Source organism: Streptomyces sp. NPDC046712 (genome assembly GCF_040645695.1).
Classification (GTDB): domain Bacteria; phylum Actinomycetota; class Actinomycetes; order Streptomycetales; family Streptomycetaceae; genus Streptomyces.
This window is the reverse complement of sequence record NZ_JBEYYW010000020.1, coordinates 1-23072: the sequence shown is the minus strand read 5'-3', so window position 1 is coordinate 23072 and position 23072 is coordinate 1. Positions and strand designations below refer to the sequence as shown.

At 72.4% G+C, this 23072-nt stretch carries 21 protein-coding genes; 11 read left to right on the top strand and 10 right to left on the bottom strand.

The genetic code is table 11. The annotated features are described in order from the left end of the window. Positions 1-92 precede the first annotated feature (92 nt). Both sucC and sucD read left to right on the top strand, forming a co-directional pair. On the top strand, positions 93-1271 hold the full coding sequence (gene sucC, locus ABZ939_RS24705; RefSeq protein ID WP_361859118.1) for an ADP-forming succinate--CoA ligase subunit beta: 1179 nt from the start codon (positions 93-95) through the stop codon (positions 1269-1271). Positions 1272-1291: 20 nt separating this feature from the next. Beyond that, positions 1292-2176 (top strand): succinate--CoA ligase subunit alpha, encoded by an 885-nt coding sequence (gene sucD / locus ABZ939_RS24700; RefSeq protein WP_260229316.1) that lies wholly within the window; start codon positions 1292-1294, stop codon positions 2174-2176. 82 nt (positions 2177-2258) lie between these two features. Here the strand turns inward: sucD and ABZ939_RS24695 are convergent, their stop codons facing one another. Further along, on the bottom strand, positions 2259-3515 hold the full coding sequence (locus ABZ939_RS24695; protein WP_361859115.1) for a sigma factor-like helix-turn-helix DNA-binding protein: 1257 nt from the start codon (positions 3513-3515) through the stop codon (positions 2259-2261). Between the two features lie 119 nt (positions 3516-3634). On the opposite strand from ABZ939_RS24695, the gene ABZ939_RS24690 reads away from it, so the two are divergent. Then, a complete protein-coding gene (locus ABZ939_RS24690; protein ID WP_361859112.1) occupies positions 3635-5179 on the top strand; it encodes a DUF6350 family protein in 1545 nt (514 codons plus the stop codon). A 9-nt stretch (positions 5180-5188) separates the two neighbouring features. On the opposite strand, the gene ABZ939_RS24685 is transcribed toward ABZ939_RS24690, so the two are convergent. Next, positions 5189-5857, bottom strand: a complete 669-nt coding sequence (locus ABZ939_RS24685) for a hypothetical protein (protein WP_361859109.1) — start codon at positions 5855-5857, stop codon at positions 5189-5191. A 243-nt stretch (positions 5858-6100) separates the two neighbouring features. Between ABZ939_RS24685 and purN the strand changes: the two genes are divergently transcribed. Next, complete coding sequence (purN, locus tag ABZ939_RS24680; protein WP_361859106.1) at positions 6101-6715, top strand: phosphoribosylglycinamide formyltransferase; 615 nt, start codon at positions 6101-6103, stop codon at positions 6713-6715. Beyond that, positions 6712-8274, top strand: coding sequence for a bifunctional phosphoribosylaminoimidazolecarboxamide formyltransferase/IMP cyclohydrolase (gene purH / locus ABZ939_RS24675; RefSeq protein ID WP_361859103.1), 1563 nt, complete (start codon positions 6712-6714; stop codon positions 8272-8274). The genes purN and purH overlap by 4 nt, the downstream gene beginning before the upstream one ends. Positions 8275-8375: 101 nt before the next feature. Here purH and ABZ939_RS24670 read toward each other — a convergent pair whose 3' ends face one another. The 5 genes from ABZ939_RS24670 to ABZ939_RS24650 all read right to left on the bottom strand — a co-directional run bounded on the left by ABZ939_RS24670 (position 8376) and on the right by ABZ939_RS24650 (position 13235). Continuing rightward, entirely contained in the window at positions 8376-9680 is a 1305-nt protein-coding gene (locus ABZ939_RS24670; RefSeq protein WP_361859100.1) for an ABC transporter permease, read from the bottom strand. After that, a complete protein-coding gene (locus tag ABZ939_RS24665) occupies positions 9670-10359 on the bottom strand; it encodes an ABC transporter ATP-binding protein (protein ID WP_361859097.1) in 690 nt (229 codons plus the stop codon). Before ABZ939_RS24665 ends, ABZ939_RS24670 begins: the two co-directional genes overlap by 11 nt. Continuing rightward, the gene (locus tag ABZ939_RS24660) at positions 10352-11737 is read right to left on the bottom strand and encodes a hypothetical protein (RefSeq protein WP_361859094.1); all 1386 of its coding nucleotides are present in this window, start codon (positions 11735-11737) and stop codon (positions 10352-10354) included. Before ABZ939_RS24660 ends, ABZ939_RS24665 begins: the two co-directional genes overlap by 8 nt. A 1-nt stretch (position 11738) precedes the next feature. After that, positions 11739-12740, bottom strand: coding sequence for a hypothetical protein (locus tag ABZ939_RS24655; RefSeq protein WP_361859091.1), 1002 nt, complete (start codon positions 12738-12740; stop codon positions 11739-11741). A gap of 111 nt (positions 12741-12851) precedes the next feature. Beyond that, the gene (locus ABZ939_RS24650; RefSeq protein ID WP_361859088.1) at positions 12852-13235 is read right to left on the bottom strand and encodes a peptidase inhibitor family I36 protein; all 384 of its coding nucleotides are present in this window, start codon (positions 13233-13235) and stop codon (positions 12852-12854) included. A 413-nt stretch (positions 13236-13648) separates the two neighbouring features. On the opposite strand from ABZ939_RS24650, the gene ABZ939_RS24645 reads away from it, so the two are divergent. Beyond that, positions 13649-15100: a DUF2079 domain-containing protein gene (locus ABZ939_RS24645; RefSeq protein WP_361859085.1), complete on the top strand. Its 1452-nt coding sequence runs from the start codon at positions 13649-13651 to the stop codon at positions 15098-15100. A 105-nt stretch (positions 15101-15205) separates the two neighbouring features. Here the strand turns inward: ABZ939_RS24645 and ABZ939_RS24640 are convergent, their stop codons facing one another. After that, positions 15206-15820: a hypothetical protein gene (locus ABZ939_RS24640; protein WP_361859082.1), complete on the bottom strand. Its 615-nt coding sequence runs from the start codon at positions 15818-15820 to the stop codon at positions 15206-15208. Positions 15821-16098: 278 nt separating this feature from the next. Between ABZ939_RS24640 and ABZ939_RS24635 the strand changes: the two genes are divergently transcribed. From ABZ939_RS24635 to ABZ939_RS24620, 4 genes are all read left to right on the top strand, one after another. Next, positions 16099-16959 carry a bifunctional methylenetetrahydrofolate dehydrogenase/methenyltetrahydrofolate cyclohydrolase gene (locus ABZ939_RS24635; protein ID WP_361859079.1) on the top strand — a complete coding sequence of 287 codons (861 nt, stop codon included), beginning with the start codon at positions 16099-16101 and terminating at the stop codon, positions 16957-16959. Between the two features lie 2 nt (positions 16960-16961). Then, positions 16962-17537, top strand: coding sequence for a DUF3017 domain-containing protein (locus ABZ939_RS24630; RefSeq protein ID WP_361859076.1), 576 nt, complete (start codon positions 16962-16964; stop codon positions 17535-17537). A gap of 282 nt (positions 17538-17819) precedes the next feature. Further along, on the top strand, positions 17820-18845 hold the full coding sequence (locus ABZ939_RS24625) for a DUF2690 domain-containing protein (protein WP_361859074.1): 1026 nt from the start codon (positions 17820-17822) through the stop codon (positions 18843-18845). Positions 18846-19060: 215 nt separating this feature from the next. Continuing rightward, positions 19061-20050: a malate dehydrogenase gene (locus ABZ939_RS24620; RefSeq protein ID WP_361859072.1), complete on the top strand. Its 990-nt coding sequence runs from the start codon at positions 19061-19063 to the stop codon at positions 20048-20050. 86 nt (positions 20051-20136) lie between these two features. Here the strand turns inward: ABZ939_RS24620 and ABZ939_RS24615 are convergent, their stop codons facing one another. Together ABZ939_RS24615 and ABZ939_RS24610 are read right to left on the bottom strand one after the other, a co-directional pair. After that, positions 20137-20868, bottom strand: a complete 732-nt coding sequence (locus ABZ939_RS24615) for an isocitrate lyase/phosphoenolpyruvate mutase family protein (protein WP_361859069.1) — start codon at positions 20866-20868, stop codon at positions 20137-20139. Beyond that, positions 20865-21392: a carboxymuconolactone decarboxylase family protein gene (locus ABZ939_RS24610; RefSeq protein ID WP_361859066.1), complete on the bottom strand. Its 528-nt coding sequence runs from the start codon at positions 21390-21392 to the stop codon at positions 20865-20867. Before ABZ939_RS24610 ends, ABZ939_RS24615 begins: the two co-directional genes overlap by 4 nt. A gap of 47 nt (positions 21393-21439) precedes the next feature. On the opposite strand from ABZ939_RS24610, the gene ABZ939_RS24605 reads away from it, so the two are divergent. After that, entirely contained in the window at positions 21440-22852 is a 1413-nt protein-coding gene (locus ABZ939_RS24605; protein WP_361859063.1) for a PLP-dependent aminotransferase family protein, read from the top strand. Positions 22853-23072 lie beyond the last annotated feature (220 nt).

Sequence of the window (23072 nt, the reverse complement as noted above, 5' to 3'; positions counted from 1 at the left end):
ACGCCTCCCTTGTGACAGCGCAGTCACGTTGCCCTCCGCGGCACGCCCACGCAGACAACGAACCGCGATCATCAGAAAAGGGACGGACGCGCGTGGACCTGTTCGAGTACCAGGCGAGGGACCTCTTCGCCAAGCACGGTGTACCGGTGCTGGCCGGTGAAGTCATCGACACGCCTGAGGCGGCGCGCGAGGCCACCGAGCGTCTTGGCGGCAAGTCGGTCGTCAAGGCGCAGGTGAAGGTCGGCGGCCGCGGCAAGGCCGGCGGCGTGAAGCTGGCCGCCACCCCGGACGAGGCCGTCGCTCGCGCGACGGACATCCTCGGGATGGACATCAAGGGCCACACGGTCCACAAGGTGATGATCGCGGAGACCGCTCCGGAGATCCTCGAGGAGTACTACGTCTCGTACCTCCTCGACCGCACCAACCGCACCTTCCTGGCCATGGCCTCGGTCGCCGGCGGCATGGACATCGAGGAGGTCGCCGCGACGACCCCCGAGAAGCTCGCCAAGGTCCCGGTCAACGCCAACGAGGGCGTCACCATCGAGAAGGCCCGCGAGATCGTCGCCCAGGCGGCGTTCCCGGCCGAGGTGGCCGAGAAGGTCGCCGAGGTCATGGTGACCCTGTGGAAGACCTTCATCGCCGAGGACGCGCTCCTCGTCGAGGTCAACCCGCTGGCCAAGGTCGCCTCCGGCGACATCCTGGCCCTGGACGGCAAGGTGTCTCTCGACGAGAACGCCGACTTCCGCCAGCCGGAGCACGAGGCCCTCGAGGACAAGGCCGCAGCCAACCCGCTCGAGGCTGCTGCCAAGGCCAAGAACCTCAACTACGTCAAGCTCGACGGCGAGGTCGGCATCATCGGCAACGGCGCCGGCCTGGTCATGTCGACCCTGGACGTCGTCGCGTACGCCGGTGAGAACCACGGCGGCGTGAAGCCGGCCAACTTCCTCGACATCGGCGGCGGCGCCTCCGCCGAGGTCATGGCGAACGGCCTGGAGATCATCCTGGGCGACCCGGACGTCAAGTCCGTGTTCGTCAACGTCTTCGGTGGCATCACCGCCTGTGACGAGGTCGCCAACGGCATCGTCCAGGCCCTGGAGCTCCTCGCCTCCAAGGGCGAAGAGGTCACCAAGCCGCTGGTCGTGCGCCTCGACGGCAACAACGCGGAGCTGGGTCGCAAGATCCTGTCGGACGCGAACCACCCGCTCGTGCAGCGTGTGGACACCATGGACGGCGCGGCCGACAAGGCCGCCGAGCTCGCGGCTGCGAAGTAAGGGACGAGGTCAAGCACATCATGGCTATCTTCCTCACCAAGGACAGCAAGGTCATCGTCCAGGGCATGACCGGTGCCACGGGCATGAAGCACACCAAGCTCATGCTGGGTGACGGCACCAACATCGTCGGTGGCGTGAACCCGCGCAAGGCCGGCACGTCCGTCGACTTCGACGGCACCGAGGTCCCGGTCTTCGGCTCCGTCGCCGAGGCGATGGAGAAGACGGGCGCCAACGTCTCCGTCCTCTTCGTCCCGCCGGCCTTCGCCAAGGCCGCCGTGGTCGAGGCGATCGACGCCGAGATCCCGCTCGCGGTCGTCATCACCGAGGGCATCGCCGTCCACGACTCCGCCGCCTTCTGGGCGTACGCGCAGTCGAAGGGCAACAAGACCCGCATCATCGGCCCGAACTGCCCCGGTCTCATCACCCCGGGCCAGTCCAACGCCGGCATCATCCCGGGCGACATCACGAAGCCGGGCCGCATCGGCCTGGTCTCGAAGTCCGGCACGCTGACGTACCAGATGATGTACGAGCTCCGTGACATCGGCTTCTCGTCCGCCGTCGGCATCGGTGGCGACCCGGTCATCGGTACGACGCACATCGACGCCCTCGCGGCGTTCGAGGCCGACCCCGACACCGACCTGATCGTCATGATCGGCGAGATCGGCGGCGACGCCGAGGAGCGTGCGGCGGACTTCATCGCGAAGAACGTCACCAAGCCGGTCGTCGGCTACGTCGCGGGCTTCACCGCGCCCGAGGGCAAGACCATGGGCCACGCCGGCGCCATCGTCTCCGGCTCCTCCGGCACCGCCCAGGCGAAGAAGGAGGCCCTCGAGGCCGCGGGCGTCAAGGTCGGCAAGACGCCGACCGAGACGGCCAAGCTGGCGCGCGCGATCCTCGCGGGCTGAAGCAGCATCGTCTGAACCGCACAGGTGGGCCCCGCCCCCACCCGGGAAACCGGGTGGGGGCGGGGCCCACTCGCGTATCCGCCTACGCGGGCTCGGGAACGAGCCGCTCCGGCCCGGGGTGGGGCCGGCTGCGGAGCATCTCCCGCAGCTTCTTGTCCTCCTGGGTGAGCTTCTGCGAGCCACCGCGGACGGGAACGCCGTCGACCGCCTCGCCGGGGTGGTGCAGCGGCAGGTACTGCGTGGGTGCGGTCGCGGCCGTGAAGGCCGTCGCGCCGATGAGCAGCGCCGTCATCCCGAGCACCATCCGGGTCCACATCCGGGTGCGCCGCTCGCTGCCCGTCCGTACGGCCCGGGGCTCCGCGAGCGTCGCCGTCGGCGCCTCCGCGACCAGGGCGTGGAGCCGCTCGTGCAGGACGTCGGGGTCGGCGAGCGCGGGCACGCGCTCCCCGATGACGGTACGGGCGTGCAGCAGCCGGTTGGCGGCGGCGGGGGTGCTCGCCTCGGTCTCGGCAGCCGTCTCGGGCAGGTCGAGGCCGAGCCCGTCGTAGAGCATGACGGTCCGGCGGTACGGCGGCGGCAGTTCGAGCAGGGCCGCGAGCAGCTCCCGCCGGTCGGCGTCGGCGGGCGGGGCGTCGGGATGCTTGTGGGTGCGGCGCAGCCGGTGCCAGGGGGAGAGGGCGTACTCGTACGCCGCGGCCCGCACCCAGCCGACGGGGTCGCGGTCCACCGCGACCTCGGGCCAGTGCTCCCAGGCGTGGTGGAAGGCCTGCTCGACGGACTCGCGGGACAGCCGGCGGCGGCCGGTCAGCAGGTAGGTCTGGTGCATGAGACCCGGGGCCGCGTGCGCGTAGAGCGCGTCGAAGGCCTCCTCGGGCGTGAGGGAGGGCTCCGCGGGGGCCGTCTCCGCCGGTGTCGGCTGCTCCTGGGGCTGGAGGGCCGGGCCGGACCATGAGGTCTTCCCGCCCGGCCCGAGAGCGGCAGCCGCCGGTGCCTCGGGCGGCTTCGCGGCCCGCTTGGCCGCCGCCTTGGGACGGGTGCCGGCAGGGGGCGCGGCGAGGGTCTGTGTGGAGGCCGGTGATGTCGGCGCGTAGGGCGCGGGGGAGGGAGTGAGGTCGTCCTCGGACGCGCTCAGGAGCCTCGCGTACGCCTCCCGCTTTCGACCCCGCGGATCGGTGCGGCCGGTCTCCCAGGACCGGACGGTGGCCCGCGTGACGCCGATCGCGCCGGCCACCTCTTCCTCGCTCAGGCCCTTGGCCTCACGCAGCCTGCGCCGTTCCTTGGGCGACGGCAGCGAGAAAGCGGATGCGGAATCGGCTGTTCCCCGACTCGTCGGACTCATCGGCGACAACCTCCCGCAGAGCCGCTCCGGGCGGAAAAGTACATAAACGTATCTTGAGCGACACAACGGCGGTTTGCCTGTTACGCGTGAAAAGCGCGTGTCGTTGGGAGTATGGGCGCGTGACCCACGTGACCGAGCAGAGCCCCTTGCCGACGGCCGATCCGCTGGTCCAGGGCGCCCGTTCCGCCGCCCTGGCCGCCGCCTTCGTGCGGGGCGGGGTCGCGGCGGGACTCGGGCTCGGCGCGCTCGCCGTCCTGGTGATGGCGGCGTGGATCAGCTCGCCGTACCCCGACAGCGGGCCCGGTGGGGCCCTGCACACGGCGGCCGGGCTGTGGCTGCTCGCCCACGGGGTGGACCTGGTCCGCACGGAGACCCTCTCCGGCGTCCCCGCGCCCCTCGGTATCGCCCCGCTGCTGCTCATGGCCCTGCCGGGCTGGCTGATCTTCCGGGCCGCACGGGAGACCGTGGAGCAGCAGTACTCCGACGAGAAGGCCGGGCCTGGAAACTCCGCGGGCGGTGCGGTGGCCGCGGTCTGCGGGGGATATCTGCTGGTCGCGGCCGGCGTCGTGGTCTACGCGGCGAGCGGTTCGCTCCCGGCGGACCTGCTGTCGGCCGGCCTCTGGCTGCCCGCGACGGTGACCGCGGCGGCGGGCCTGGGCGTCTGGACGGCGATCGGTCGGCCCTTGCCGGAACAGGAGCAGGCGGTCGTGGCGCTGCGCTCGGCCGGGACGGTGCTCCTCGCCCTGCTCGGTGGCGGAGCGGCGCTGTTCGGCGCGTCGCTGGTGTGGCACGCCGGCGACGCGCAGGAGTCGTTCGCCGGGCTCGCGGGGGAGTGGTCGGGGAGGGCCTCGGTCCTGCTGCTGGCCGTCGCGCTGGTGCCGAACGCGGCGGTGTGGGGTGTGTCGTACGGTCTCGGGTCCGGGTTCGCGCTCGGCGCGGGTGCCTCGGCGACGCCGCTCGGTCTCACCGGCACCGCCGCCGTGCCGCCGTTCCCGCTGCTCGCCGCCCTGCCCGCCGAGGGCCACGGCACCTGGCCGCACTGGGCCGCCGTCTCGATCCCGCTCGTCTCCGTGCTGGTCCTGGGCGGGTACGTGGGGCGGTCGGCGCGGGCCTGGACGGGCCGGGAGACGGCGCTGACGGCCTTGGTCGCGGCCTGGTTGTGCGGCGCGGCGGTGGCGGTCCTCGCCGCGGCCGCGGGCGGCCCGCTGGGGTCGGGCCGGCTGTCGGCGTTCGGCCCGGTGTGGTGGCAGGCGGGGGCGGCGGCGGTGCTGTGGTGCATGGCGGTGGGGGTACCGGTGGCCCTGGGCGTACGGGCCTGGGCGCGGCGCGGCTCCGGGCCGGAGCGCGCCCTGGGTGTACGGGCCTGGTTGCGGCGCGGCTCCGGGCCGGAGCGCGCCCTGGGTGTACGGGCCTGGTTGCGGCGCGGCTCCGAGCCGGAGCGCGCCGCACTCGTGCCGGAGGCCGTACCGCCCGCCGCCGCCCCGGCGCCCGCACGCGAGCCGCTCGTCGAGACCGAGGACGAGGACGACGACGAGAGCGGGTTCGAGCCCTACGACTTCCTTCCGGCGGCCTGGGAGCCGACGTTGCCGCCGCCCCCGGCTCCTCCCGCGCCTACCCCGCCCCCGACTGCTCCCGCCCCTGCCCCGGCGCCGGCCGACGAGTAGGCGGCGTATCTACTCCCGTACTCCGAACACGTCCCGCAGTGGCTCCGGCAGCAGGTCGTTGCAGGCCAGCTGCCCGGACTTGGTCAGGGCGTCGTCGGCGCAGGTGTAGAAGTCGCGGTAGACGAGCTGGATGGTGAAACTTCCCGCGACGATCAGCAGGGAGAGGGTCGCCGCGACCAGGCCGCTGATGGCCGCCGTGCGCTGTGCCCGGGCGGGGAGGGTGGTGGCCGGGTTGGCGGGCGCGGGCGGCGTGGAGGGATCCGTGGCGGCCGCCTTGGGCTTGGCCCGCAGCGCGCTGATCGCCCAGTACAGGGCGAGCGCGCCCAGGAGAAGCGCCAGTTCCTGGATCTCGAAGATGGCGAAGAAGAACGCCCACATACCCGCGAGCAGCGCGTACCGGGCCCGCCGCTGCGCCGGGTCCGTCGGGTCCCACTTCGGGCCCGGCCGCTGGCCCTCAGGGCCGCCCTGGCGTTCGGGACGGCGGCCGAAGCCGTCGGAGGAGCGGCCCGGCTGGCGGCTGCTCCAGCGGCCTCCGGAGTCTCCGGAGCCGCCCGAGGATCCGGACGACGCGTCGTCGTCCGAGCCCTCCGGCCGCCGCGGCTGCCACGGCTGGTCCGGCTGCCCCTCGGGCGGCGGCGCGAACGGGTTGTTGTCGTCCGTGGACTGGCGTTCCGGCATCTGCTGAACGTCTTCCCTCTGTCGTCGCAACTGCTGTCTCAACTGCCGTCTCAACTGGTGTCTCAGCGGGTGTCTCAAGTGTCGTCGATCCCTGACGCTACCCCCCGGCCACGCCCCCGTCCCGTGGGGGCCGTCCGGTGTGCCGGTATCGTTGCTGACGGTCGGGCCCTTCGTAGGGTTCCCCGTATTCGGAGGCACGATTCCTTTGTGCGACCGTACAAACACCACGGAAAGAGTGACCGAGTGGCCGCCGCCCGCCTCGTCGTCCTGGTCTCCGGGTCCGGCACCAACCTCCAGGCCCTGCTCGACGCCATCGCCGCCGACCCCGAGGGGTACGGGGCGGAGATCGTCGCCGTCGGCGCCGACCGCGAGAACATCGCCGGCCTGGAGCGCGCCGAGCGCGCCGGACTGCCCACCTTCGTGTGCAAGGTGAAGGACCACGCCACGCGCGAGGAGTGGGACCGCGCCCTGACCGAGGCCACCGCCGCGTACGAGCCCGACCTCGTCCTCTCGGCCGGCTTCATGAAGATCGTCGGCAAGGAGTTCCTCGCCCGCTTCGGCGGTCGGGTCGTCAACACCCACCCGGCGCTGCTGCCCAGTTTTCCCGGTGCCCATGGAGTGCGGGACGCACTCGCGTACGGCGCGAAGGTCACCGGATGCACCGTCCACTTCGTCGACGACGGTGTCGACACCGGCCCGATCATCGCCCAGGGCGTGGTCGAGGTCCGGGACGAGGACGATGAAGCCGCGCTCCATGAGCGCATCAAGGAAGTCGAGCGATCGCTGCTCGTCGAGGTCGTGGGGCGTCTGGCCCGGCACGGCTACCGCATTGAGGGACGAAAGGTAACAATCCCGTGACCGCCGAAGGTACGAAGCGCCCCATCCGCCGCGCGCTCGTCAGCGTCTACGACAAGACCGGCCTTGAGGAGCTGGCCCGCGGCCTGCACGAGGCGGGTGTCTCCCTCGTCTCCACGGGCTCCACCGCCTCGAAGATCGCCGCGGCCGGCGTCCCGGTCACCAAGGTCGAGGAGCTCACCGGCTTCCCCGAGTGCCTGGACGGCCGCGTCAAGACGCTCCACCCGCGCGTGCACGCCGGCATCCTCGCCGACCTGCGTCTGGAGGACCACCGCAACCAGCTCGCCGAGCTGGGTGTCGAGCCCTTCGACCTGGTGATCGTGAACCTCTACCCGTTCCGGGAGACCGTCGCCTCCGGCGCCACCCCTGACGAGTGCGTCGAGCAGATCGACATCGGCGGCCCGTCGATGGTCCGCGCCGCCGCCAAGAACCACCCCTCCGTGGCCGTGGTCACCAGCCCGGCGCGGTACGCGGACGTCCTGACCGCGGCCCGTGAGGGCGGCTTCGAGCTGGCCGCGCGCAAGCGCCTCGCCGCCGAGGCCTTCCAGCACACCGCCGCGTACGACGTGGCCGTCGCCTCCTGGTTCGCGGACGACTACGCGGCCGCCGACGACAGCGGCTTCCCCGACTTCCTGGGCGCCACGTACGAGCGGAGCAACGTGCTGCGCTACGGCGAGAACCCGCACCAGGGTGCCGCGCTGTACGTGGACGGCACCGGCGGCCTGGCCGAGGCCGAGCAGCTGCACGGCAAGGAGATGTCGTACAACAACTTCACGGACACCGACGCCGCGCGCCGGGCCGCGTACGACCACTCCGAGCCCTGCGTCGCGATCATCAAGCACGCCAACCCGTGCGGCATCGCGATCGGCGCGGACGTCGCCGAGGCGCACCGCAAGGCGCACGCCTGTGACCCGCTGTCGGCCTTCGGCGGCGTGATCGCCGTCAACCGCCCGGTCTCCGTGGCGATGGCCGAGCAGGTCGCCGAGATCTTCACCGAGGTCATCGTGGCGCCCGGCTACGAGGACGGCGCGGTCGAGGTCCTGGCCAAGAAGAAGAACATCCGCGTGCTGCGCGCCGAGGGCGCCCCGGCCAACCCGGTCGAGGTCAAGCCGATCGACGGCGGTGCGCTGCTCCAGGTCACCGACCGCCTCCAGGCCGAGGGTGACGACCCGGCGAACTGGACCCTCGCGACCGGAGACGCGCTCTCCGCCCAGGAGCTGGCCGAGCTGTCCTTCGCCTGGAAGGCCTGCCGCGCGGTCAAGTCCAACGCGATCCTCCTCGCCAAGGACGGCGCCTCGGTCGGCGTCGGCATGGGCCAGGTCAACCGCGTCGACTCCGCGAAGCTCGCGGTCGAGCGGGCGGGAGAGGAGCGGGCCCGCGGTTCGTACGCCGCGTCGGACGCGTTCTTCCCGTTCCCGGACGGCCTGGAGATCCTCACGGCGGCGGGCGTCAAGGCGGTCGTGCAGCCGGGCGGATCGGTCCGGGACGAGCTGGTGGTCGAGGCGGCGAAGAAGGCGGGCGTGACGATGTACTTCACGGGTACGCGTCACTTCTTCCACTGATCTTCGCGCCTCGGTGAGGCATGAGGCACGAGGCATGAGGCACCGCGGGCCGGCACACGCCGGCCCGCGGTGCCTTCGTATGTGCGGGGCGGCACGGGAGTTCAGCCGCGCAGTGTCTCCGCGGGAGCGATACGGGACGCCGCCAGGGCCGGGTAGACCCCCGCCAGCATGCCGACCGCGAGGCCGAGCAGCGGACCGGCGGCGGTGAGCCGGGGGTCGAGGACCACCAGCCAGCCCTTCGCCAACGCCGTACCGGCCGTCACATCCACCCCGACGGCCGTCCCCAGCACCCCGCCCACCAGGCCCAGGAGCCCGCACTCCACGAGGAACTGGGCCGACACCGCCGCCCGGCCTGCGCCGACAGCCCGGCGCAGACCGATCTCGGCACGGCGCTCGACCACCGACACGTACGTGGTGTTGCTGACGCCGAGCGCGCCGATGAGCAGGGACACTCCGGCGAGGCCGAGGAACAGGGCCCGGGTCTCGCTCTCCACGCCTCCGCGGAACGTGCCGAGATCGGCCGGGACGATGGCCGCGAGCCGGTCCGGTCCCTCCGGGAAGAGCGCCAGCGGGGCCTCCTGCCCGACCTGCTGCGCGGCGCCCAGTTCGGTGCGCAGGACCGCCTCGGTGGCGCCGAAGACCAGCTTCCGGCCCGCGCTCTTCTCCCCGCCGCCGCTGTCGCTTCCGGCCTGCTGGGGGCGGTTCAGGACGCCGCCGTCCGTTGCGCAGGAGGCGTACGGGACGATCACGCTGCCGGTCAGCCGGGCCTCACCGGCCGGGGCCCGGAAACTGCCGATCACCGTGAAGGGCCGGCCCGCGATGTGGACCGAAGGGGCCGCCTCCGGCGTCTGTTCGAGGAGGGCGTCCAGGCCGAGGGCCTTGGCGGCCACCGTGTCCACCAGCGCCACCGCGTCGCCGCGCGCCATGTGCCCCGCGTCCGGCAGTCGCCCCGAGCGGGCGGTGACACCGAGGGCCGCGAGGGCGCCCTCGTCGGCGGCCAGCACACGCAACTCCTGCGGGGTCGCCCAGTCGTAGCCGGGGCCGAGGGCAGAGATCGTCGGACGCTCGTCGGCCGTGCAGAGCAGACCGGCCGACCGCACGCCGTTCAGCTTCCGCGCCCGTACCGCCGCCGCGGTCGTCGGCCGCGCCGCCTCGTTGTGGAACCGAACGGTCACGGCCGTCGCCTTCAACGCGTCGAAGCGCCCGGACACGGCGTCCGCGGCGCTCGCCGTGATGCCGGTGGTCGCCAGCGCGGCGGCGATGCCGAGCGCGATGCCGAGGACGGTCAGGACGGAGCGCAGGCGGCGCCCGAGGACGGCGTGGACCGCCTGGACGACGATGTCCGTGAACGCCGTCCCGGTCCGCTCCCGCCGCCCCTTCCCGCCGCCGCGCCGTTCAGACCACATGTCCGTCCACGACCCTCAGTTCACGGTCGGCCCGTTCCGCGACGTCCCGCTCGTGGGTCACGACGACGACCGTGCGCTCCGGGGTGACGAGTCCGCGCAGCAAGGTCATCACCTGGTCGGTGTTGGCCGAGTCCAGGTTCCCGGTCGGCTCGTCGCAGAGCAGGACCGACGGCTGGTGCACCACGGCCCGGGCGAGGGCGACGCGCTGCCGTTCGCCGCCGGACAGCGTCGTGGGACGGGCGGAGATCCGGTGGCCGAGCCCGACCGACCGCAGGGCCGTCTCGGCGCGCTCCCGCCGCTCGGCGCGCGGGTGGCGGGTGTGCACCAGCGGCAGCTGCACATTGCGCAGACAGGTCAGGTACGGCACCAGATGGAAGGACTGGAACACGAACCCGAGCCGGGTCGCCCGCAGCCGCGTCCGTTCCCGCTCGCCGAGCGTGCGGACGTCGACGCCGTCCATCGCGTACGTGCCGCCGGTCGCGGTGTCGAGGAGGCCGAGGATGTTGAGGAGGGTGGACTTGCCCGAGCCGGAGGGGCCGGTGATGGCGACCATCTCGCCGGTACGGATCTCCAGCGTCGCGTCCTTGAGGGCGGTCACGGGTGTGGCGGCCGGGTAGGTCTTGGAGACCCCGCTCATCGAGATCACCACCCGCTGCCCGGGGGCGGCTTCGTCAGCCAAGTCCGGCCTCCCGATAGGCGTACCCGACGAGCAGGTGCGCGCCCTTCGCGAGGGCGGGATCGGCGCCGGTCACCGCCGCCCGGCCGCCGACCGTGAGGCCCACGTCCACCGGTACGTGCCGACGCCGGTCGCCCTGGACGACGGTCACGGAGACGAGCCCGGCCGGGTCGGTCCACAGCGCGGAGACGGGGACGATCAGGGAGTCCGGCGAGCTGCTGCGGCGGATGGCCTCGACCTTGACCGGGCTGCCGAGCGCCGTGTCCGGCACGGTCCCGGTGACGTCGAAGAACGCGTGCCGCGTGGTGCCGGTCGACACCCTCTCGTACGAACCCTGGAGCGTGGCACCGCCGAGCCGGTCGCCGGAGATCTTCGCGCGCGTGCCCTGGGGCAGGGTGGTGAAGTCGGGCAGCGCCGTGTCCGTCACCGGGATCTTGATCTGCCAGCGGCCGCCGGTCACGGTGAAGAGGGGCTCCGAGGCGTTGGCGCCGACCCGGCCGGAGACCTCGCCGACGGTCGCCGGGAGCGAGCCCATGAAGACGACCTCGGACATGGGGAGGGTGACGACGGTCCGGGTGGCGGGCGGCGTCCCGGTGGACCCGGCGGTCTCTCCGGACCCGGAACCGTCGGTCGCTCCGGACCCGGAAGAGCCGCCGGACCCGGTCGTCGCTCCGGTGTCGCCCCCGCCGCTCCCGCTCCCGCCCGTCTTGCCGCTCGTGCCGCCGGAGCCGGTGGAGCCGCCGGCCCCACCGGGGTCCGTGTCGCCCTCGCTGCCGAGGAGCGGCCGGTATCCCGCGCTCCGGTACAACCGCTTCAGGTCCCGCGCCGTGCGGTCGTCGAACGTGCCCGTGACGGGAGTCCCGTACAACTGCTGCAACGCCTGCTGCAGTTGGCGTACGTCCGGGCCCTGCATGCCCTCGCGCAGATCGCGGTAGGCCGGGAAAGCCCCTTCGAGGAGGAACAGCGGACGGCCGGAGATCTCCGCCCCGAGCGAGCCGTTGGCCAGCTTGGTGCCGGGCTTCACCGACAGCCGGGTCACGACCTGCCGGGCCGCTCCCTCGCCCGACTCGGGACCGCGCACGACGAGGTTGCTGCTGCGGGCCAGGGTGCCGTCCCAGGTCCTGCGGTCGACCAGCGGCCCCGCCTCCGCGGGCACGGTGACGCTGGAGCGCGGCGGGGCGGCGGCCGAGGCGGCGCGCTGCTCGGGCGTACGGGCCTGGGAGGCGGCGAGCCAGGCGCTGCCGCTGGCCGCCAGCGCGACGACGACACCGGTCGCGGCCGCGACCCGGCCCCAGCGGCGGCGCGGGCTCGCGCTTACCTCGCCGTGCTCGCCGCCGACGGACTCCTCGTCCGCGGTGCGGCCCCCGCCGCTGATCTCCACCTCAGGACTCCAGCATCTTCTGGGCCTTCTTCTGCGCCTCGGTCAGGATTTCCTGATAGGCGACCAGGTCGGCCTCGTTCTTGACGTAGAGCGCGCTCAGTGCTTTCTGATTCGCGGTGCGCCACACCGTGTCGTACTTCGAGGTGTCGGCACACTTCGCGTCGGCTTTCGCCTGGGCGATCTCATTCTTCCGGCCGGTTTCCACGGCCGCCGCGTCCAGGTTCTTTCCGGAGTCTTTTCCGCCGTAGTAATCCTTGGCCTTCTTCACCGCGTCGGTCGGCGACTTCAGTCCGCCGTATCCCGCCTTCTCCATGCAGGAGGACCAGTTTCCGACGGCTTTGAGGAATGCGTCGGACTGCTCGGCCTGGCGGCCGGCCTCGTGGCGCATTCCGTTGTCGGTCATCCACATGAGGCGGAGATACTTCGGCATGTCGCCGTAGAGCTTCTTGCGGGTCTCGCCCATGCAACCGCCGCTGGGGGAGGAGAACTTGCCCTCCCCGGTCTCGTAGCTGACCAACTGGTCGGGGTCGCCGCTCTTGGCCAGGGTGTACCGCTGCTTCTCCGTGTCGGGCAGGTCCCGCCAGGGGCCGGCCTGCTCCTGGGTGGAGTTCTCCGGCTGCCCGCCGCCGGCGTCCGGTGCGGCGCCGTATCCGCGCTGCGCGGCCTGCTCGGACGTGGGGGAGACGCGCCCCTCGGGGGCGTCCGCGCCGTCCGCGTCCGGCATGGGTGCCGGGTCCGGCGGATGCACGGTGAACCCCTGCGCGACCATGCACTTCTTGGTGATCTGCAGCTCCATCGCACCGACCTGGCGGCCGAGTTCCTTCGCCGAGTTGAAGGCCTGCGTGGCCTTGGCGGCGCTCGCCGCGTCGGGGGCGGCCGCCGGGCCGCCGGACGGTGCGCCCGCCTCGTCGCGGCCGGTGTCGGAGCCTGAGCTGCAGCCGACGAGTGCGGTCAGGGCGGCGGCGGCGACCAGGCCGGCGCCGATCCGGTGACGGGGGAGCATCTGGGTCCTCTCGGGGCTATGGTGGGGGCCGGATGCCTCCCCCTCCTGCGATGAGGGGGAGGCATCCGGCTGTTCACCGTGGTGCGAAGACTCGGTCCGCCGGTCGGCGGGTCAGCACCAGCTGGTGCCGTCCCACTTGTGCGAGCGGCCGTTGTCGTTCTGCGAGCTGCCGCCCGAGCCCAGCTGGTAGCCCGGGTTGAAGCAGGTGTTCACGGTGGAGTAGCCGGCGTAGGCGTACACCTTCACCGTGACGCTCCAGCGGTTCCGCCAGGAACTGTCGTTGTCGTAGATCGCCGACTGGTCGGACCAGTTGGAGTCGGCACCACTGAAGCGGTACATCGGGTAGTTCGTGTTGAACTCGTGCGCCTGATAGACACAGAAGTTGCCGTCGTAGCAGTTCCGGTCGACAGCCTGGGCGGGAGCCGAGGCGACCATCGTCAGTCCGGCCGCGGCCGCGGTGCCGAGAACGGCGGACATCACTCTGCGCTTGACCATGTGCTCTTCCTTTCACGTGCTGTGAGTGGGAGAAACGGGTCTTGCCGGTCGAGGAAGCTAGCACAGCGATTCGGGCCCTCGGACGGAACTTTTTGCTCCGCAGGGCGAGTTCGGGCCAGCATCGTTGAAACGTGGCCGAAATATCGTGGCGTGATCGAATGATTCCGTTCGTGACGAATCCGTGAGCCGGCTCATCCGTTCCGCGTGCAGCCTGTGGGAATCGCGGACAGATGGGGGGTGGGTGGGAGTGGAGTGGTGAATTCCAACTCCGGTCAATGTGACGCCGGTCACACTCCCTTGATCCTCTTTCCGGGTTTCCCCTTCCGTGCGGGTTTGACCGGCGATTCCGCCGGTCGTGTCCTCTCTGGTCTAATGGGTTGCTCTTTTGTCGGCGGCTGCTAAGTGGGGGCGCGGTGTTGGATGTACAGAGCGGGGCTGCGGCGGAGACCGCCGCCCCGGAGACCGGCGCCGGGCCGCCGGAAGGCAGCCCTCCCGGCGTGCCCCTACGCCCGTACGTCCTCGTGGCGGGCGTGCTCTGCGCCCTGTACTTCCTCTATTCGTGGGTCCAGTACGAGCAGTTCCGTACGCCCTCCTGGGACCTCGGGATCTTCAATCAGTCCGTCAGGGCCTACGCCGAGCTCCGGGCGCCCGTCGTCGACATCAAGGGCCCCGGCTTCCTCATACTCGGGGACCACTTCAGTCCGGTCACCGCACTCCTCGCGCCCCTGTACTGGATCTGGTCCTCCCCGCTTGCGCTCCTCTTCGCGCAGGCCGCGCTCTTCGCCGCCTCCGCCGTCGTCGTCGGCCGCACCGCTCAGCAGGTGCTCGGCAGCCGCGCGGCCGGCCTCGGCCTCACCGTGGCCTACGGCCTCTCCTGGGGCCTTCAGGAGGCGGTCAAGTCCGACTTCCACGAGATCGCCTTCGCCGTCCCGCTCCTCGCCCTGACCTGCCGGGCCCTGCTCCTGGGGCGTTGGACTGCCGCCGTCGCCTGGTCCGCCCCCCTCGTCCTCGTCAAGGAGGACATGGGCCTCACCGTCGCCATGGTCGGAGCGGTCCTCTTCGTACGGGGGCAGAAGCGCCTCGGCGCCGCCCTGGCCGCGTTCGGCGCCGCCTTCTTCGCCCTGACGGTCCTGGTCCTGATCCCCGCCGCGAGCCGGGTCGGCCAGTACGACTACTGGGCCAAGATCGAGAAGTCGAGCGAGGGCGCCGACGTCTCCTTCGCGCACGCCGTGCTCTCGTCGCTCGGTTCCGACGTCAAGTGGGAGATGCTCTTCTTCCTCGTCGGGATCACCGGCTTCCTCGCCCTGCGCTCCCCGCTGATGCTGCTCGTGCTGCCGACGCTCGGCTGGCGTTTCCTCTCCCAGGACCCGAACCACTGGGGGATGATCTGGCACTACAGCGCCATCCTGATGCCGGTCGTCTTCCTCGCCCTGGTCGACGCCGTCCGGGCCGTCCGCACCTCGCCGCGGAGCTGGCTCGTCGCGTACGGGAAGGTCGCCGTTCCCGTCGTCACGGCGGTCTCGATCGTGGTCGCCCTGGACCTGCCGCTGCGGGAGCTGCTCCGCTCGGAGACGTACCGCACGGACACCCGGACGCTGGACGCCCGGCGGGCGGTCGACGCGGTGCCGAAGGGGGCGAGCGTGGAGACCAATGTGACGCTCATGGCCCACCTCACGGCGGACCGCACCGTCTACTGGGTGGGCGGGGCGAAGGGCGTCAGCCCCGACTTCCTCGCCCTCGACCTCGACTCGGGCTGGTCCCAGCCGGTGACCGACCCGGTCCAGCTGGCGGCGTCGCTGCACCCGGAGGCGCGGTACGAGGTGTCGGTGCGCGCGGGACAGTTCGCGGTGCTGCGTCGCGTGTGACGCTCCATGTGCTCGCTGTACTTCGCGCGTACGAGCGTGCGCGTACGCGAAGGGGCCCGGTTCCAGACGGAACCGGGCCCCTTCGCGTGAGTGGATCCGTGCGGATCAGTACTGCTGGCGCGGGCGGTTGAACCACGCGGACGCCTGCGAGTTCACCATCGAGGCGAGGATGATGCCGCCGATGGCGAGGCTGATGACGCCGCCGGGGACGCCGGTGGCCTCACCGGAGGCGAAGTTGCCGAGGCCGCCGAGGAGCATCAGCGAGGCGTAGATGATCGTGAGGACGCGGATCGCGGTGCCGCCGGTGGAGAACTTCACGCCCAGGAAGATGCCCAGGCCGGCGAAGAGAAGCAGGATGAAGACGAGCACGAAGCCCAGGCCGGCCAGACCGGTCGCGGCGTCCGAGTCGACGGCCTCCGAGGCGGCCGCGATGCCGATGCCGGCGATGATCGCGACGATGATCTGCAGGCCCGCCAGGATGAACATGATCACGCGGGCCGCGGTCATGAGACCGGGCATCTTCGCCGGACCCTGCGGGTAACCGGCCGCGCCGTACGGCTGCTGGACCGGCGGCGCCTGCGGGTAGCCGTACTGCGGGGGGACACCCTGCGGAGCCTGCTGCGGGTAGCCGTATCCGGGCTGCTGACCCTGCGGCTGACCGTATCCGGGCTGCTGGCCCTGCGGCTGGCCGTAGGGGTTGTTCGGTTCGCCGAAGCTCATCGCGGGTTTCCTCCGTGGGTTGTGCGGGGACGACGCGGCCCGCGCGGAGGTACTTTCACGGCCTATGAGTGATTTGCCCCCCGGCACTGCCCGCGGCACTGCGCGGTCATCGTCGTCGTAGCATCGACTTTTTGTCCAGTCGGAATGCCGGGAGTTGTGCAAGTGCAACCTCTCCGGACGCGCCCCCTGTGCCCTGAGGGCGTGGGGGGACCCCCAGCCCGCAAGGCCGTGCGCAGTCGAATTGGAACAAGCGAGGGGTCATCCGGGAGGATGGGCTCATGAGCGCCCAGATTCTCGATGGCAAGGCCACCGCAGCCGCGATCAAGTCCGACCTGACCGCCCGTGTGGCGGCCCTGAAGGAGAAGGGCGTCACGCCCGGCCTCGGCACGATCCTGGTCGGCGACGACCCGGGCAGCCAGAAGTACGTCGCCGGCAAGCACCGTGACTGCGCGCAGGTCGGCATCGCCTCCATCCAGCGCGAACTGCCCGCCACCGCCACCCAGGAAGAGATCGAGGCGGTCGTACGGGAGCTCAACGAGGACCCGGCGTGCACCGGCTACATCGTCCAACTCCCGCTCCCCAAGGGCATCGACGAGAACCGCATCCTGGAGCTGATGGACCCGGCCAAGGACGCGGACGGTCTGCACCCGATGAACCTCGGCCGTCTCGTACTGAACGAGCCCGCGCCGCTGCCGTGCACCCCGTACGGGATCATCCAGCTGCTGCGCGAGCACGGAGTGGAGATCAACGGCGCGGAGGTCGTGGTCGTCGGCCGCGGCGTCACCATCGGCCGCCCCATGCCGCTGCTGCTCACCCGCCGCTCCGAGAACGCGACGGTCACGCAGTGCCACACCGGCACGCGCGACCTCTCCGCGCACCTCAAGCGCGCCGACATCATCGTCGCCGCGGCCGGTGTGCCACATCTGATCAAGCCGGAGGACGTGAAGCCGGGTGCGGCCGTGCTCGACGTCGGTGTCTCGCGGAACGGCGAGGGCAAGATCCTCGGCGACGTCGACCCCGGTGTGACCGAGATCGCCGGCTGGATCTCGCCGAACCCGGGCGGCGTGGGCCCGATGACCCGTGCCCAGCTCCTGGTCAACGTCGTCGAGGCCGCGGAGCGCGCGGCCGCGGCGCTCTGACCATGACGTCGCGCGTGAGCGCCCAGGGCGCCACCGGCGCCGAGGACCCGGGCGAGGGCTTGGGCGGGGACCTGAGCGAGGGCCTGGACGAGGGCTTGGGCGGGGACCTGAGCGAGGGCCTGGAGGTCGTCGTGCCGAAGGACGCCTCCGGCGCCAAGGCCCCCGCCGCGGACGCCCCCGGGCGGTCCCGGCGTCCGCCCGCGATGACCACCGACACCGCGCGGCCCGAGGGCGGCGGGCGGGCCGCCCCCGGTGGGGCGCCCGCGCCGGCGCGGCAGTGGCCGTTGCTGACCGTGCTCGGGCTGGCCACGCTGGGGCTGCTCGTCGTCGGGACGGATCTGTTCGCGCAGTCGTTCCGGGTCGGGGCGATCCTCGTCGGGGTCGCGCTGCTCACGGGCGCGGGGCTGCGGCGCGCGCTGCCGTCCGTCGGGATGCTCGCCGTACGGTCGCGGTTCACCGACATGGTCACGTACGGGGTCATGGGCGGGCTCATCGTGCTGCTGGCGCTCATGGTGCAGCCGGGCCCCTGGCTGAGGATCCCCTTCCTGGAGGACATCCTCCATCTCACGATCACCTAGACACCTGCGGTCAGGTGCTCGCTCAGGTGCTCGCGACGTCACGGCGGCGCCCGTCCTCTCCCCCGAGGGAGGACGGGCGCCGCCTGCTTTCGAGCGTCATGTACGCGCCAATGTGGTTCAAGGGTCGTCAGCGGCTTGTGGCACGGAAGTGACCATTCCGCTACCCCTCGGGGGCGCACGCCCGATTCGTACGCACCCGTGCGCTCCTGACCCGGGAACTGCCATCCTGGCCCCGAGCATCCTTCTGGGGGGAACACAAAGGGGGACAAGGGGGGAACGCGCATGCCTCGCTGGAAAGCGCTGCCGGACGAACTCGACCCACAGATACGCGAGTTCGCGAGTCAGTTACGACGGCTGATCGACCGCAGCGGACTGAGCATCGCCGCCGTCGCGGACCGCACCGGCTACAGCAAGACCTCATGGGAGCGATATCTCAACGGTCGGCTCCTCGCGCCCAGGGGCGCCGTCGTCGCGCTCGCCGAGGTGACCGGCACCGACATCGGCCACCTCACAACGATGTGGGAGCTCGCCGAGCGCGCCTGGAGCCGCTCCGAACTGCGGCACGACCTCACCATGGAAGCCCTGCGGATCTCGCAGGCACGCGCCGCCCTCGGAGACCCCGGCCCCACCGCCGGCGCGAACGCCTCGACCGAGACGAGGGGCGGAAGCGGGAGCGGCGGGAGCGGCGGGAGCGGGAGTGGGATCGGCGGGAACGGGACCCCGGCCCGGCGCACCGGCGCCCCCGCGGGACCGGCGCCGCCGGCCGCCGCACCGCCCCGGCAGCCCTCCGGCGCGTCCCGCCCGCGCCGCGCCGCCCTGATCCTGACCGGCGTCCTCGGCGCCCTGCTCGTCATCGCCGCCGCCGTCCTCTTCACCGACCTCGGGGGCGGCGCCACCGGCGACGACGGGAAGAAGGCCGCCGGTACGCCCACGGCGAGCCCGAGCGCCCCGCCGAGCACCACCCTCCCCGCAGGGGTGAAATGCGCCGGCGCCGGCTGCGCGGGCCAGGACCCGGAGGCGATGGGCTGCGGCGGCGCCTTCGCCACCACCGTCGCCCGCGCCCGCGTCGGCACCGCCGGCCAGGTGGAGGTGAGGTACAGCCGGACGTGCGGCGCCGCATGGGCCCGGATCACCGGGGCCGGTCCCGGCGACACCGTCCGCGTCACCGCCGCCGGTACCAGCCAGAACGCGGTCGTGGACGCCGACGCCGACGCGTACACCCCGATGGTCGCCGTGGCCAAGGGAACCGACGCGACGGCGTGCGCGACGCTCAGGAGCGGGGCGAAGGGGTGCACCGGGGAGCGATGACCGTCCGTGGCCCGGGCGCGGAGGCAGTCGGGTGGCAGTGAGCCGCACCACAAGGGGGTGGGGGTTGAGCGGGTCCCGGGTCGGATAGCCTGACCGCTGGATATCTCTTCACGTCGAGACATCGATCGTCCATCGGCCGATCGATCGTCGATCGCAAGGGGTATCCAGCACCAGGGGCAGGGACCCCCACCGCCAGCTGTCTTACGGAGATCGCCATGACCCGCACTCCCGTGAATGTCACCGTCACCGGCGCGGCCGGCCAGATCGGCTACGCGCTGCTCTTCCGCATCGCCTCCGGCCACCTGCTCGGCGCGGACGTGCCGGTCAAGCTGCGCCTCCTCGAGATCCCGCAGGGCGTCAAGGCCGCCGAGGGCACCGCCATGGAGCTCGACGACTGCGCCTTCCCGCTGCTCAAGGGCATCGACATCTTCGACGACCCGAACCAGGGCTTCGAGGGCGCGAACGTGGCCCTGCTCGTCGGCGCCCGCCCGCGCACCAAGGGCATGGAGCGCGGCGACCTGCTCGCCGCCAACGGCGGCATCTTCAAGCCGCAGGGCAAGGCCATCAACGACCACGCCGCGGACGACATCAAGGTCCTCGTCGTCGGCAACCCGGCCAACACCAACGCCCTGATCGCCCAGGCCGCCGCCCCGGACGTCCCGGCCGAGCGCTTCACCGCGATGACCCGCCTGGACCACAACCGCGCGCTCTCGCAGCTGGCGGCCAAGACCGGCGCGTCCGTCGAGGACATCAAGCGCCTCACCATCTGGGGCAACCACTCAGCGACCCAGTACCCGGACATCTTCCACGCGGAGATCGCCGGCAAGAACGCCGCCGAGGTCGTCAACGACGAGAAGTGGCTGGCCGACACCTTCATCCCGACCGTCGCCAAGCGCGGCGCCGCGATCATCGAGGCCCGTGGCGCGTCCTCGGCCGCCTCCGCCGCCAACGCCGCCATCGACCACGTCCACACCTGGGTCAACGGCACCGCCGCGGGCGACTGGACCTCCATGGGCATCCCCTCGGACGGCTCCTACGGCGTCCCGGAGGGCCTGATCTCCTCGTTCCCCGTCACCTGCAAGGACGGCGCCTACGAGATCGTCCAGGGCCTGGACATCAACGAGTTCTCCCGCACCCGCATCGACGCCTCGGTCCGCGAGCTGGCCGAGGAGCGCGACGCCGTGCGCGAGCTCGGCCTCATCTGAGCCGAACCGCTTTCCTCCGCCCCCGGTCGTCCGCGACCGGGGGCGGAGCCCGTTGTGGCGCCAAGTCGGCGGAGGGTACGGGCGGTTCAGTCGCCGGCCAGCTCTCCCGCCAGGTCCGCGAGGCCCCGCAAGGTGCGCAGCAACAGCCCGTGGCCGAAGGTGATCCGGGCCGCGCCCAGCCGTCCGAGCTCGGCGAACGACGGACCGCCGGGCAGGGCGAGGGCGTTGAGCGGCGCGTCGGTCGCGGCGCGCAGCAGCGGAAGGTGGGCCGCCGGCGCGTTGATCGGGTAGACACAGTCCGCGCCGGCCGCCGTGTAGAGCCTCGTCCGCTCGATCGCGGCGTCCGGGTCGTCCACCCCGCGCACATACGTGTCCACGCGCGCGTTCACGAAGAGCCGCGGCCCGGCCTCCGCGCGTACCTCCGCCAGCCAGGCGGCCTGCTCCCGCGGGTCCTTGAGCCCACCGGAGCGGTCGGAGTCCTCCAGATTCACGCCGGCCGCCCCGGTCTCCAGGACCCGTGCCACGAGCTCCTTCGGAGCCAGGCCGTAGCCGTCCTCCAGATCGGCCGTGACCGGTACGGAGACGGCCCGGACGATCCTCGTCACGGCCGCGAACATCTCCTCGGGCGGGGTCGACCCGTCCTCGTACCCGAGCGAGGCGGCGATCCCGGCGCTCGGTGTCGCGAGCGTCGGGAAGCCGGCCTCCTCGAAGACGCGGGCGCTCGCCGCGTCCCATGGACCCGGCACGACCAGCGGATCGCCGGCGCTTCGCCCGGAGTGCAGGGCGCGCAACGCGTCGGCCTGGGTCTCGGGGCTCACTTGGCGTACTGCCCGGGGGTGTAGTGGCCGGGCGTCAGCCGGGTGGTGACACCGATCCGGTTCCAGGCGTTGATGACGGTGATCGCGGCGATGACCCGGGCGAGTTCGGCCGGGTCGAAGTGGGCCGCGGCCTGTGCGTACACCTCGTCGGTGACGAAGCCGTCGGTGAGGACGGTGACGGCCTCCGTCAGCGCGAGCGCGGCCAGCTCGCGCTCGGTGTAGAAGTGCCGGGACTCCTCCCAGGCCGACAGCTGGACGATCCGCGCGACCGACTCGCCCTCCGCCAGCGCGTCCTTGGAGTGCATGTCGATGCAGAACGCGCAGTGGTTGATCTGCGAGGCCCGGATCTTGATCAGGTGGTAGAGCGTCGGGTCGATGTCCTTCGCGGCGGCCTGCTCCAGCCGGATCATCGCCCGGTAGAAGTCGGGGACCTGCTCGGCGAGGTTGAGGCGCGGGCCGTGCTCGTGGGCGTACTCGGTCTTCACCCCGCCGGTCGTCACGCTGTCGTTCGTCGTCGTCGTCATGGTCATCACCGTACGGTCGGGATGGCTCAGGAGTATGGTCCATTCATATGGCGAATGACTGGGCCACTTTCGGGGCCGACCTCCATCTGGAGCTGCGCGGATCGGGTCTGCGTACGGGACTGATGGACGCCCTGCGGGAGGCGGTGCGCGGCGGGCGCCTGGAGGCGGGGGTGCGGCTGCCGTCCTCCCGCTCGCTCGCGGCGGACCTGGGCGTGGCCCGCAACACCGTCGCCGACGCGTACGCCGAACTGGTCGCCGAGGGATGGCTGACCGCCCGGCAGGGCTCCGGGACGCGGGTCGCCCAGCGGGCGGTGCCGCGGCGGCCGGCCGGGCCGGGTGCGCGGCCCCCGGCGGCGGCCCGGCCGGACCCCGCCCGGCCGACGTACAACCTGAAGCCGGGCGTGCCGGACCTCGCGTCCTTCCCGCGCGCCGAATGGCTCAAGGCGTCCCGGCGCGCGCTGACGGCCGCGCCCCACGAGGCCTTCGGCTACGGCGATCCGCGCGGCCGGATCGAACTGCGCACCGTGCTCGCCGAGTACCTCGCCCGGGCGCGGGGTGTCCACGCGCGGCCGGAACGGATCGTGATCTGCTCCGGGTTCGTGCACGGGCTGATGCTGATGGGCCAGGTGCTGCGGGCCCGCCGCGTACGGGAGGTGGCGGTCGAGTCGTACGGGCTCGACGCCCACTGGGAGCTGCTGACCCGCGCGGGGCTGCGGCTGCCCGCCCTGCCGTACGACGAGCTCGGCACCCGGACCGAGGGGCTGGCCTCCATGAAGGGTGTCGGAGCGGTGCTGCTGACGGCCGCTCACCAGTTCCCGCTCGGCGGCGCGCTGCATCCCGACCGGAGGGTGGCGGCGATCGACTGGGCGCGGGCCTCGGGCGGCCTGGTCCTGGAGGACGACTACGACGGCGAGTTCCGCTACGACCGCCAGCCCGTGGGCGCGCTCCAGGGCCTCGATCCCGAGCGGGTCGTCTACATGGGCACCTCCAGCAAGTCCCTGGCGCCGGGGCTGCGGCTGGCGTGGATGGTGCTGCCGGACAGCCTGGTCGACGAGGTGGTGGCGGCGAAGGGGCGGGTGGACTGGGTGTCCAGCTCGCTCGAGCAGCTGACCTTCGCGGAGTTCCTCGCTTCGGGCGCGTACGACCGGCACGTCCGGGCGATGCGGCTGCGCTACCGGCGGCGGCGGGACGAGCTGGTGGAGGCGGTGGCCGCGCACTCCCCGGAGACCCGGGTGAGCGGCATCGCGGCCGGCCTCCACGCGGTCCTGGAACTCCCGCCGGGCCTCGAGCCCGCGGTCCTGCGCTCGGCCGCCTGGCAGGGCCTGGCGCTCCTCGGCCTCAACCGCTTCCGCCACCCGGAGGTGCCGACGACCCAGGACGGCCTGGTGGTCGGCTACGCGACACCGCCGGACAGCGGCTGGACGGGCGCGCTGGCGGCCCTCTGCCGCGTCCTCCCCTGACCCCGCGGCCCCGGCACCCCGCGCGTTGGCCCGCCACCCCGTCCCCCACCCGGCGTGCGGGCAACCGTCCCGCCTTCCCCCGCCGTGTGGGCACGTCCCGCCTTCCCCACCCCCCGTGTGGGCATTCGTCCCGCTGGGGCGGGACGGGTGGGCACACGGGACGGCGCCCCTGCGGGCGCGTTCCGCTCCAGGGCCCCGCACCCCGAGGCCGTCCAGGTGC

Excerpts from the sequence above, each read along its gene's own strand:
- sucD (WP_260229316.1), top strand. The coding sequence starts at position 1,292 with ATGGCTATCTTCCTCACCAAGGACAGCAAGGTCATCGTCCAGGGCATG.
- ABZ939_RS24695 (WP_361859115.1), bottom strand. The coding sequence starts at position 3,515 with ATGAGTCCGACGAGTCGGGGAACAGCCGATTCCGCATCCGCTTTCTCG.
- ABZ939_RS24685 (WP_361859109.1), bottom strand. The coding sequence starts at position 5,857 with ATGCCGGAACGCCAGTCCACGGACGACAACAACCCGTTCGCGCCGCCG.
- ABZ939_RS24670 (WP_361859100.1), bottom strand. The coding sequence starts at position 9,680 with ATGTGGTCTGAACGGCGCGGCGGCGGGAAGGGGCGGCGGGAGCGGACC.
- ABZ939_RS24655 (WP_361859091.1), bottom strand. The coding sequence starts at position 12,740 with ATGCTCCCCCGTCACCGGATCGGCGCCGGCCTGGTCGCCGCCGCCGCC.
- ABZ939_RS24650 (WP_361859088.1), bottom strand. The coding sequence starts at position 13,235 with ATGGTCAAGCGCAGAGTGATGTCCGCCGTTCTCGGCACCGCGGCCGCG.
- ABZ939_RS24640 (WP_361859082.1), bottom strand. The coding sequence starts at position 15,820 with ATGAGCTTCGGCGAACCGAACAACCCCTACGGCCAGCCGCAGGGCCAG.
- ABZ939_RS24635 (WP_361859079.1), top strand. The coding sequence starts at position 16,099 with ATGAGCGCCCAGATTCTCGATGGCAAGGCCACCGCAGCCGCGATCAAG.
- ABZ939_RS24630 (WP_361859076.1), top strand. The coding sequence starts at position 16,962 with ATGACGTCGCGCGTGAGCGCCCAGGGCGCCACCGGCGCCGAGGACCCG.
- ABZ939_RS24625 (WP_361859074.1), top strand. The coding sequence starts at position 17,820 with ATGCCTCGCTGGAAAGCGCTGCCGGACGAACTCGACCCACAGATACGC.
- ABZ939_RS24620 (WP_361859072.1), top strand. The coding sequence starts at position 19,061 with ATGACCCGCACTCCCGTGAATGTCACCGTCACCGGCGCGGCCGGCCAG.
- ABZ939_RS24610 (WP_361859066.1), bottom strand. The coding sequence starts at position 21,392 with ATGACGACGACGACGAACGACAGCGTGACGACCGGCGGGGTGAAGACC.
- ABZ939_RS24605 (WP_361859063.1), top strand. The coding sequence starts at position 21,440 with ATGGCGAATGACTGGGCCACTTTCGGGGCCGACCTCCATCTGGAGCTG.